At 35.1% G+C, this 9,789-nt stretch carries 4 protein-coding genes and 1 pseudogene; 2 read left to right on the top strand and 3 right to left on the bottom strand.

Annotated features, from left to right (window positions below):
- Together ABW636_RS22590 and ABW636_RS17940 are read left to right on the top strand one after the other, a co-directional pair.
- Positions 1-104 (top strand): annotated as a pseudogene (locus tag ABW636_RS22590) (IS982 family transposase); the annotation flags it as partial.
- Entirely contained in the window at positions 92-685 is a 594-nt protein-coding gene (locus ABW636_RS17940; RefSeq protein WP_367591447.1) for a GrpB family protein, read from the top strand. The pseudogene ABW636_RS22590 and the gene ABW636_RS17940, both read left to right, overlap by 13 nt.
- Before the next feature lie 381 nt (positions 686-1,066).
- Here ABW636_RS17940 and ABW636_RS17935 read toward each other — a convergent pair whose 3' ends face one another.
- From ABW636_RS17935 to rpoB, 3 genes are all read right to left on the bottom strand, one after another.
- On the bottom strand, positions 1,067-1,378 hold the full coding sequence (locus tag ABW636_RS17935) for a DUF3467 domain-containing protein (RefSeq protein WP_367591446.1): 312 nt from the start codon (positions 1,376-1,378) through the stop codon (positions 1,067-1,069).
- Positions 1,379-1,446: 68 nt separating this feature from the next.
- A complete protein-coding gene (gene rpoC / locus ABW636_RS17930; protein WP_367591445.1) occupies positions 1,447-5,745 on the bottom strand; it encodes a DNA-directed RNA polymerase subunit beta' in 4,299 nt (1,432 codons plus the stop codon).
- A 106-nt stretch (positions 5,746-5,851) separates the two neighbouring features.
- Positions 5,852-9,661: a DNA-directed RNA polymerase subunit beta gene (gene rpoB, locus ABW636_RS17925; protein ID WP_367591444.1), complete on the bottom strand. Its 3,810-nt coding sequence runs from the start codon at positions 9,659-9,661 to the stop codon at positions 5,852-5,854.
- Positions 9,662-9,789: the final 128 nt, after the last annotated feature.

Below are 9,789 nucleotides of genomic sequence, written 5' to 3'. Positions count from 1 at the left end.
TCCTTAGCAATATAATATCTGGACTTATTGCTTATAGTTTCTTACCTAAAAAACCACAAATCAAATTTCAAAACCGAATTTCTAACCAAATTTGCCTATTTTAAGAATCGAACTCAGGTTAGAAGAGTTAAATGTTGAGGAATGGGGAGAACTTTTCCCTATTGAAATGAAAAATTATAACTCGAATTGGAGTTCAATCTTTGAATTCGAAAAAAAGCTAATCGAAAATAAATTAGGAAATGAAACTGTTCATAGAATAGAGCATTTTGGGAGTACTTCTATACCCAATTTAAAAGCTAAGGATATTGTCGATATTCTAATTGAAATCCCAAATCATCTTCTTTTTGATGAAAGTATTATTAATAAAATGATGGATTTAGGATATCAATTTTTTCGACAACCAGGATTTGGAATAGATTATATGATATTTGTAAAAGGATTTCATACAGACGGAAAGAAATCTCAAAAATTCTTTGCCCATATGACAATCGGAAATCACCCAGAATTATGGGATAGAATTTATTTCAGAGATTACCTTAAGCTAAACCCTACGGTTATTAGAAAATATGAAAAGTTAAAATGTAAACTTGCTAAAAAGTATTCTAAAAATCGAATTGAATATAGAATTGGAAAAACAGAATTTGTAAAAGAAATTACGGAGGTAGCAAAAAAAGCCCGCTTGTAACATTATATATGAAATCAGAGCAATTTAGTTCCAAATCAAAAGGTTACTTCATTTTTGTAAAGGCGCTAGATTTTTATAAATTAAACAAGAAATAAAAATGCGCAGATAGATCGATTGGTTTAGGCTTACTTGCCTTGCTCCGATTCATATATTTGGCGATAAACTCAGGATAAACTACTATACTGAAATTAAGAAAACACCAGTTTTTATTGCACTTGAAACCTTCATAATGAAGTTCTAATGCATAATCCTGGTTTTAAGTATTCTTTTTTCTATCAGAACTTATCTTTAAGGGAAGTTTTAGAAAAAGTCTATATAACAAAAAAAGCAGTAATGTCTCGCAAGATAGCATTACTGCTTTTTTCGCATAACAATGTTTGATTACGCTTCGCCTGTAGGCCCATAATTCATAGGCATTGTCGGAGGTTGATCATAATCTTTTATTTCACCGTGAGCAGACTCAAATCTACTTACATTGTCTCCCAAAGCCTTTAAAAGTCGTTTTGCATGTTGCGGAGTTAAAATAATTCTACTCTTCACTTTACTTTTTGGGCGCCCAGGCATTATGTTTACAAAATCAACAACAAATTCGGAAACAGAATGATTTATAATGGCTAGGTTACTATAGGTACCATCTGCAGTAGCTTCATCTATTTCAATGTTTAATTGGTTTTGATTTTTATTCTCTGCCATATTACTTATATTTTTAAATCTCAAATAAAAAAGCCTGCCTAAACAGGCAGGCTTTTCTCTAATTAATATCAATTATAATTAACTTCTTTTCGTTGCTGCATTCGTTCTTCGAACTCTTCATTCGAACCAACAATAATACTTTCGTAATCTCTCATTCCTGTTCCTGCTGGTATTCTATGTCCAACAATAACATTCTCTTTAAGACCTTCTAAGGTATCAACTTTACCACTTACTGCGGCTTCATTTAATACTTTTGTGGTCTCCTGGAACGAGGCTGCAGAAATAAATGACTTAGTTTGTAGGGAAGCTCTTGTAATACCCTGAAGTATTGGTGTCGCAGTTGCAGGAGAAACATCTCTTGCCGTAACTAAGTTTTTATCATCTCTTCTCAACGAAGAATTCTCATCTCTAAGATCTCTTGGAGAAATAATTTGTCCTGGTTTTAGTTTCTCGCTATCTCCAGCATCTTCGACAACTTTCATGCCGAAGATTTCATCATTCTCTTCTATAAAGTCAGACTTATGTACTAACTGATTTTCTAAGAAAATAGTATCACCCGGATCTTCGATTCTAACCTTACGCATCATTTGACGTACCACTACTTCGAAGTGCTTATCATTAATCTTCACTCCTTGTAATCGATATACTTCTTGTACTTCATTTACCAAATACTGTTGAACAGCTGATGGTCCTTTGATCTTAAGAATATCTTCTGGCGTAGTCGAACCATCTGATAAAGGCATACCTGCACGTACATAATCATTTTCTTGTACTAGAATCTGATTAGATAACTTCACTAAGTACTTCTTAATCTCTCCAATTCTTGATTCTACTATAATCTCACGATTACCTCTCTTTATTTTTCCGAAAGAAACTACACCATCAATTTCACTAACTACAGCTGGGTTTGACGGGTTTCTTGCTTCGAATAATTCTGTTACACGTGGTAAACCTCCTGTAATATCTCCTGCTTTTGCAGATTTACGTGGAATTTTCACTAAAATTTTACCAACCTTAATCTTTTCATTATCATCAATCATAAGGTGTGCACCAACCGGAAGGTTGTAAGAACGTAATACTTCGTCTCCTTTACCTAATACATGAAGTGTAGGTATTTTTTTCTTATCTCTAGATTCTGATATTACTTTTTCCTGGAAACCAGTTTGTTCATCAATCTCTACCTGATAGGTAATTCCTTGTTCAATATTTTCATATTTAACTTTACCTGCAAATTCAGAAATAATCACTCCATTATATGGATCCCACTGACAGATAACCTGCTCTTTTGTAAGAGTATCTCCATCTTTGATAAACAACTGAGAACCATAAGGGATTAAGTTCGTACTTAAAACTATCTTAGTCTTTGGATCAATTATTTTAACTTCAGAAGTACGAGAAATTACTACATCAATTTCAGCTCCTTCTGCATCTTCTCCTTTTACTGTTTTAAGTTCTTCTATTTCCGCTTTACCAGCAAATTTAGATTTTAATTGATTTTCCTCAGAAATGTTACCCGCAATACCTCCTACGTGGAAAGTACGTAGTGTAAGCTGTGTACCTGGTTCTCCAATAGACTGAGCAGCAACAACACCTACAGCTTCTCCTCGCTGTACTGTTTTACCAGTTGCCAAGTTACGACCGTAACATTTTACACAAATTCCTTTCTTAGCTTCACAAGTAAGTGCAGAACGAACTTCTACTGTTTCAACTGGTGAATCCTCTATAGCTTTTGCAGTTATATCATCTATTTCTACTCCTGCCTCTACAATAACTTCTTGCGTCAAAGGATTAATAACATCTGTCAACGAAGTTCTACCAACAATTCTTGCCGCAAGTCCTTCTATAATCTCTTCATTTTTCTTTAGAGGAGCAACTTCTACACCTCTTAAAGTACCACAATCTTCAATATTAACAATTACATCTTGTGCTACATCTACTAAACGTCTTGTAAGGTATCCTGCATCGGCAGTTTTAAGAGCCGTATCTGCAAGTCCTTTACGAGCACCGTGAGTAGAAATAAAGTATTCTAGAATCGAAAGACCTTCCTTAAAGTTAGAAAGAATCGGGTTTTCAATAATTTCTCCACCAGCAGAACTAGCTTTCTTAGGTTTTGCCATTAATCCACGCATTCCTGTTAACTGACGAATCTGCTCTTTAGATCCCCTTGCTCCAGAATCAAGCATCATATACACAGAGTTAAACCCTTGCTGATCTTCTCTAATACGCTTCATAGACAATTCTGTCAATTGCGCATTGGTAGAAGTCCATATATCAATCACCTGATTATAACGCTCATTATTGGTAATTAACCCCATATTATAGTTCGCTACAATATCGTCTACCTTACTGTTTGCGCTTGCAATCATATCATGCTTCTCCTTAGGAATAATAATATCTCCTAAACTAAATGATAATCCTCCCTGGAATGCAAAATTATATCCTAAAGTTTTAATTTCATCTAAGAACGCAGCTGTTTCAGGCACACTAGTAACTTTCAAAATATCACCAATAATATCTCTTAATGATTTTTTGGTCAATACTTCATTAATATATCCCGCCTGCGCTGGCACCTTCTCATTAAACAATACTCTACCTGTAGTAGTTTCAATGATTTTAGTTACTTGCTTACCATCTTCAACATCTTGCGTACGAACTTTGATATTAGCATTAATATCTAATCGTTTCTCATTATAAGCTATAACTACTTCTTTTGGAGAATAAAAAGTTAAATCTTCTCCTTTTATCTCTAGTTCTGGTGTTGATCTACGTGACTTTGTCATATAATATAGACCAAGTACCATATCCTGAGATGGTACAGTTACAGGAGAACCATTAGCTGGGTTTAGAATGTTATGAGATGCAAGCATCAATAACTGCGCTTCTAAAATTGCTTCGGGTCCTAATGGTAAGTGCACCGCCATCTGATCTCCATCAAAATCGGCATTAAATGCAGTACATACCAATGGGTGTAACTGAATCGCTTTACCTTCTATCAATTTAGGCTGAAATGCCTGTATACCTAAACGGTGAAGCGTTGGAGCACGGTTTAGTAATACTGGATGTCCTTTAAGTACATTCTCCAGAATATCCCAAACTACAGGCTCTTTTCTATCTATTATTTTCTTCGCTGATTTTACAGTTTTAACAATCCCTCTTTCTATCAATTTTCTGATGACAAAAGGTTTGTATAATTCTGCTGCCATATTCTTAGGAAGACCACACTCAAACAATTTTAGTTCTGGTCCTACAACAATTACAGAACGAGCAGAGTAATCCACACGTTTTCCTAGTAAGTTTTGACGGAAACGTCCTTGCTTACCTTTTAAAGAATCTGATAATGATTTTAACGGTCTGTTAGAATCAGTTTTTACAGCTGATGCTTTTCTAGTATTGTCAAATAATGAATCTACAGATTCTTGAAGCATACGCTTTTCGTTACGTAAAATAACCTCTGGCGCTTTGATTTCCATCAAACGTTTCAGACGATTATTTCTAATAATTACTCTACGGTATAAATCATTTAAATCTGAAGTTGCAAAACGACCTCCATCTAGTGGTACCAATGGACGTAATTCTGGTGGAATTACCGGAATTACCTTAAGTACCATCCACTCTGGATTGTTCTCTCTATTTTTATTAGCGTCACGTAACGACTCTACCACTTGTAATCTCTTAAGAGCTTCTGTTTTACGTTGTTTAGAGGTTTCGTTATTTGCTTTATGTCTTAATTCATAGGATAATTCATCAAGATCAATTCTTCTAAGAATCTCGATCAAACATTCTGCTCCCATTTTTGCGATGAACTTATTAGGGTCAGTATCATCTAAGTATAGGTTTTCTTGCGGAAGGCTATCTAGAATATTTAAGTATTCTTCTTCGGTAAGGAAATCCATTTTTTGCACTGGTTCTCCTTCTTCATTTTTAGCAATACCTGGTTGAATTACTACGTAACGTTCGTAGTAAATGATCATATCCAACTTTTTAGAAGGAAGACCTAACAAGTATCCTATTTTATTTGGTAAAGAACGGAAATACCAAATGTGTGCCACAGGAACTACTAAGTTAATGTGCCCTACACGGTCTCTACGCACTTTCTTTTCGGTAACTTCTACTCCACATCGATCACAAACAATACCTTTGTAACGAATTCTTTTATATTTACCACAAGCACATTCGAAGTCCTTTACAGGTCCAAAAATACGCTCACAGAACAAACCATCTCTTTCAGGTTTGTGAGTACGATAATTGATAGTTTCGGGTTTTAACACTTCTCCATTAGACGCCGCTAATATTGATTCTGGAGAAGCTAAACCTATAGAGATCTTGTTAAATCTCTTTACTGTATTCTTATCATTATTTCTTGCCATAATATATGGTTGCTTAAGAATTATTGTAATTTAAATTTGAATAATATATAGACAACCAACAGTATCCTTTTTAACGTTAAAGGATATCTGTTGGCCATGTAGTATATTATTCTTCTAATCTGATATCCAGACCCAAACCTTTCAATTCGTGCATTAATACATTGAATGATTCTGGTAATCCTGGTTCTGGCATAGGTTCACCTTTTACAATACTCTCGTATGTTTTTGCTCTACCTATTACATCATCAGATTTTACGGTCAATATTTCACGAAGAGTACTTGAAGCTCCATATGCTTCTAGTGCCCAAACTTCCATTTCTCCAAAACGCTGACCTCCAAATTGTGCTTTACCGCCTAATGGTTGTTGTGTAATCAACGAGTATGGACCAATAGAACGTGCGTGCATCTTATCATCTACCATGTGACCTAGTTTAAGCATATAAATCACACCTACAGTAGCTGGCTGATGGAAACGATCTCCTGTTCCACCATCATAAAGATACGTATGTCCAAATCGAGGAATTCCCGCTTCATCTGTCAGCTCATTTATCTGGTCTAAAGAGGCTCCGTCAAAAATTGGAGTAGCAAACTTTCTACCTAACTTTTGTCCTGCCCACCCAAGAACAGTTTCATAAATCTGACCAATATTCATACGAGAAGGTACCCCAAGTGGATTTAATACGATATCAACTGGTGTTCCGTCTTCTAAGAATGGCATATCTTCTTCTCTTACGATACGAGCAACAATACCTTTGTTACCGTGACGACCTGCCATTTTATCACCTACCTTAAGTTTACGTTTTTTAGCGATGTAAACTTTTGCAAGCTTTATAATTCCTGAAGGTAATTCATCTCCTACAGAGATTGTAAATTTCTCTCTTCGTAAGTTACCTTGTAAATCATTTTCTTTAATCTTATAGTTATGGATAAGATCTGCTACCATTCTATTAAGATCATCATCTGTAGTCCAAACTCCTTTGGTAAGGTGTGCATAATCATCAACACTATTAAGCATTTTTTGAGTATACTTTTTACCTTTAGGTAGTATTTCTTCTCCAAGATCATTCATTACTCCTTGAGAAGTTTTACCTCCAACAATAGTAAATAACTTATCTACTAATTCAGTTTTTAACAACTCGAATTTAGTATCGTACGATCTTTCCAACATCTCGATATCTTCTTTATCCTGAGATCTCTTTCTTTTATCTTTTATCGCACGAGCAAATAATTTTTTATCTATTACTACTCCATGTAAAGAAGGAGATGCTTTTAAAGATGCATCTTTTACATCACCTGCTTTATCACCAAAGATCGCTCTTAATAATTTTTCTTCTGGAGTTGGATCACTTTCTCCTTTTGGAGTAATCTTACCGATAAGAATATCTCCTGGCTTGATCTCTGCTCCTACTCGAATCATTCCGTTCTCGTCAAGGTCTTTAGTAGCCTCTTCAGATACATTAGGAATATCATTTGTCAACTCTTCGTTACCAAGTTTGGTGTCTCTTACTTCAAGTGAATACTCATCGATATGAATTGACGTAAAGATATCATCTCTTACCACTTTTTCAGAAATCACAATCGCATCCTCAAAGTTATACCCTTTCCAAGGCATAAAGGCTACTTTCATATTTCTACCAAGTGCTAATTCACCTTTTTCTGTAGCATACCCTTGACATAACACCTCTCCTTTTTTAACACGATCACCTACACTTACAATAGGTTTCAGGTTAATACTCGTACCCTGGTTAGTCTTACGGAATTTTATAAGTTCATACGTTTTAGAATCACCATCAAAGCTTACCATTCGCTCTTCATCGGTTCTATCGTACTTAATTGTAATCTTTTGTGCATCTACATATTCTACAACTCCGTCTCCTTCTGCATTTATCAATACTCTAGAATCTGATGCTACCTGACGTTCTAGTCCTGTACCTACAATTGGAGCATCCACTCTTAATAATGGTACTGCTTGACGCATCATGTTTGATCCCATCAATGCACGGTTTGCATCATCATGTTCTAAGAAAGGAATCAATGATGCAGAAATTGATGCAATTTGATTAGGAGCGACATCGGCATAATTTACATTTGTCGGGTCAATTACTGGGAAATCGCCTTCCATTCTAGCAATAACCTTGTCTGAAGTAATATTACCCTCATCGGTCATTGGAATATTTGCTTGTGCTATAAGTTTTTCTTCCTCTTCTTCTGCACTCAAGTATCTAAACTCATTTACATCTACCTGACCATCGGTAACTTTGCGATATGGAGTTTCTAAGAATCCCATAGAATTCACCTTTGCAAAAACAGCCAATGAAGAAATTAATCCAATATTTGGTCCTTCAGGTGTTTCAATAGGACATAAACGTCCATAATGCGTATAGTGAACATCTCGTACCTCGAATCCAGCACGTTCACGTGATAGACCTCCAGGTCCTAATGCAGAAAGTCTTCGTTTATGTGTTATCTCTGCTAATGGATTTGTTTGATCCATAAATTGAGACAACTGATTGGTACCGAAGAAAGAATTAATAACAGACGATAAGGTCTTAGCATTGATCAAATCAATAGGTGTAAACACCTCATTATCTCTTACATTCATACGTTCACGTATTGTACGTGCCATACGAGCTAATCCTACACCAAACTGTTGTGATAATTGTTCTCCAACAGTTCTAACACGACGATTAGAAAGGTGATCAATATCATCAATCTCTGCTTTTGAGTTAATTAACTCAATAAGATATTTGATAATAGTAATAATATCTTCTTTGGTAAGCACTTGCTTATCCATTTCGATATCCAACCCTAATTTCTTATTCATCCTGTAACGCCCTACTTCACCTAGGTTATAACGTTGATCAGAAAAGAATAACTTATCAATAATACCTCTTGCAGTTTCCTCATCTGGCGGTTCTGCATTACGTAATTGACGGTATATATGTTCTACCGCTTCTTTTTCAGAATTGGTAGGGTCTTTTTGAAGTGTATTATGAATAATAGCATAATCACCTTTTTGATTATCTTCTTTATGAAGTAAAATCGCTTTCGCACCAGACTCAATAATCTCTTCTAAATGATCTTTATCAAGAATGGTATCACGATCTAATACTATTTCATTACGTTCTATAGAAACTACTTCTCCTGTATCTTCATCTACAAAATCTTCATGCCACGTATTTAAAACACGTGCCGCTAGTTTACGTCCCAGAACTTTTTTCAATCCGGATTTAGAAACTTTTACTTCTTCTGCAAGATCAAATATTTCTAAAATATCTTTATCACGTTCAAAACCAATTGCACGGAAAAGAGTTGTAACCGGTAATTTTTTCTTTCTATCGATATATGCGTACATTACGCTATTAATATCGGTAGCAAATTCTATCCAAGATCCTTTAAAAGGAATTACTCTTGCAGAATATAACTTTGTTCCATTTGCATGGAATGATTGTCCAAAGAATACTCCTGGAGAACGGTGTAACTGTGATACCACAACACGTTCTGCACCATTAATACAAAAGGTACCACTTGGTGTCATATAAGGTATTGTACCTAAATACACATCCTGAACAATTGTTTCAAAATCTTCGTGTTCTGGGTCTGTACAGAATAATTTTAATCGTGCTTTTAAAGGCACACTATAAGTAAGACCTCTTTCAATACACTCTTGAAGATCGTATCTAGGAGGGTCTACAAAATAGTCTAAAAATTCTAGTACAAATTGATTACGTGTGTCTGTAATCGGGAAGTTTTCCATGAAGGTATTATATAAACCTTCGTTTCCTCTTTCTTCAGATTTTGTTTCTAGTTGAAAGAAATCCTGAAATGACTTGATCTGTATATCTAGAAAATCAGGATAATCAGGTCGATTCTTTGCGGAAGAGAAATTCAATCTTTCAGTTTGCGTTGCTAACATCAATGGACGGAATTAAATTAAATTTTTAAAAAGGTCGCGCATTTTAACACTTAATGTTTATATACGCAAAATGGTTTAGACCTCACCACGCTTTTTGGGCGTAGTGGGTCTAAACCTTTATGTCAATC

It is taken from the genome of Aquimarina discodermiae (assembly GCF_040786235.1).
Classification (GTDB): domain Bacteria; phylum Bacteroidota; class Bacteroidia; order Flavobacteriales; family Flavobacteriaceae; genus Aquimarina.
This window is presented reverse-complemented; position numbering and strand designations above follow the sequence as displayed.

Coding starts and splice junctions, on each gene's coding strand:
- ABW636_RS17935 (WP_367591446.1), bottom strand. CDS start 1,378: ATGGCAGAGAATAAAAATCAAAACCAATTAAACATTGAAATAGATGAA.
- rpoC (WP_367591445.1), bottom strand. CDS start 5,745: ATGGCAAGAAATAATGATAAGAATACAGTAAAGAGATTTAACAAGATC.
- rpoB (WP_367591444.1), bottom strand. CDS start 9,661: ATGTTAGCAACGCAAACTGAAAGATTGAATTTCTCTTCCGCAAAGAAT.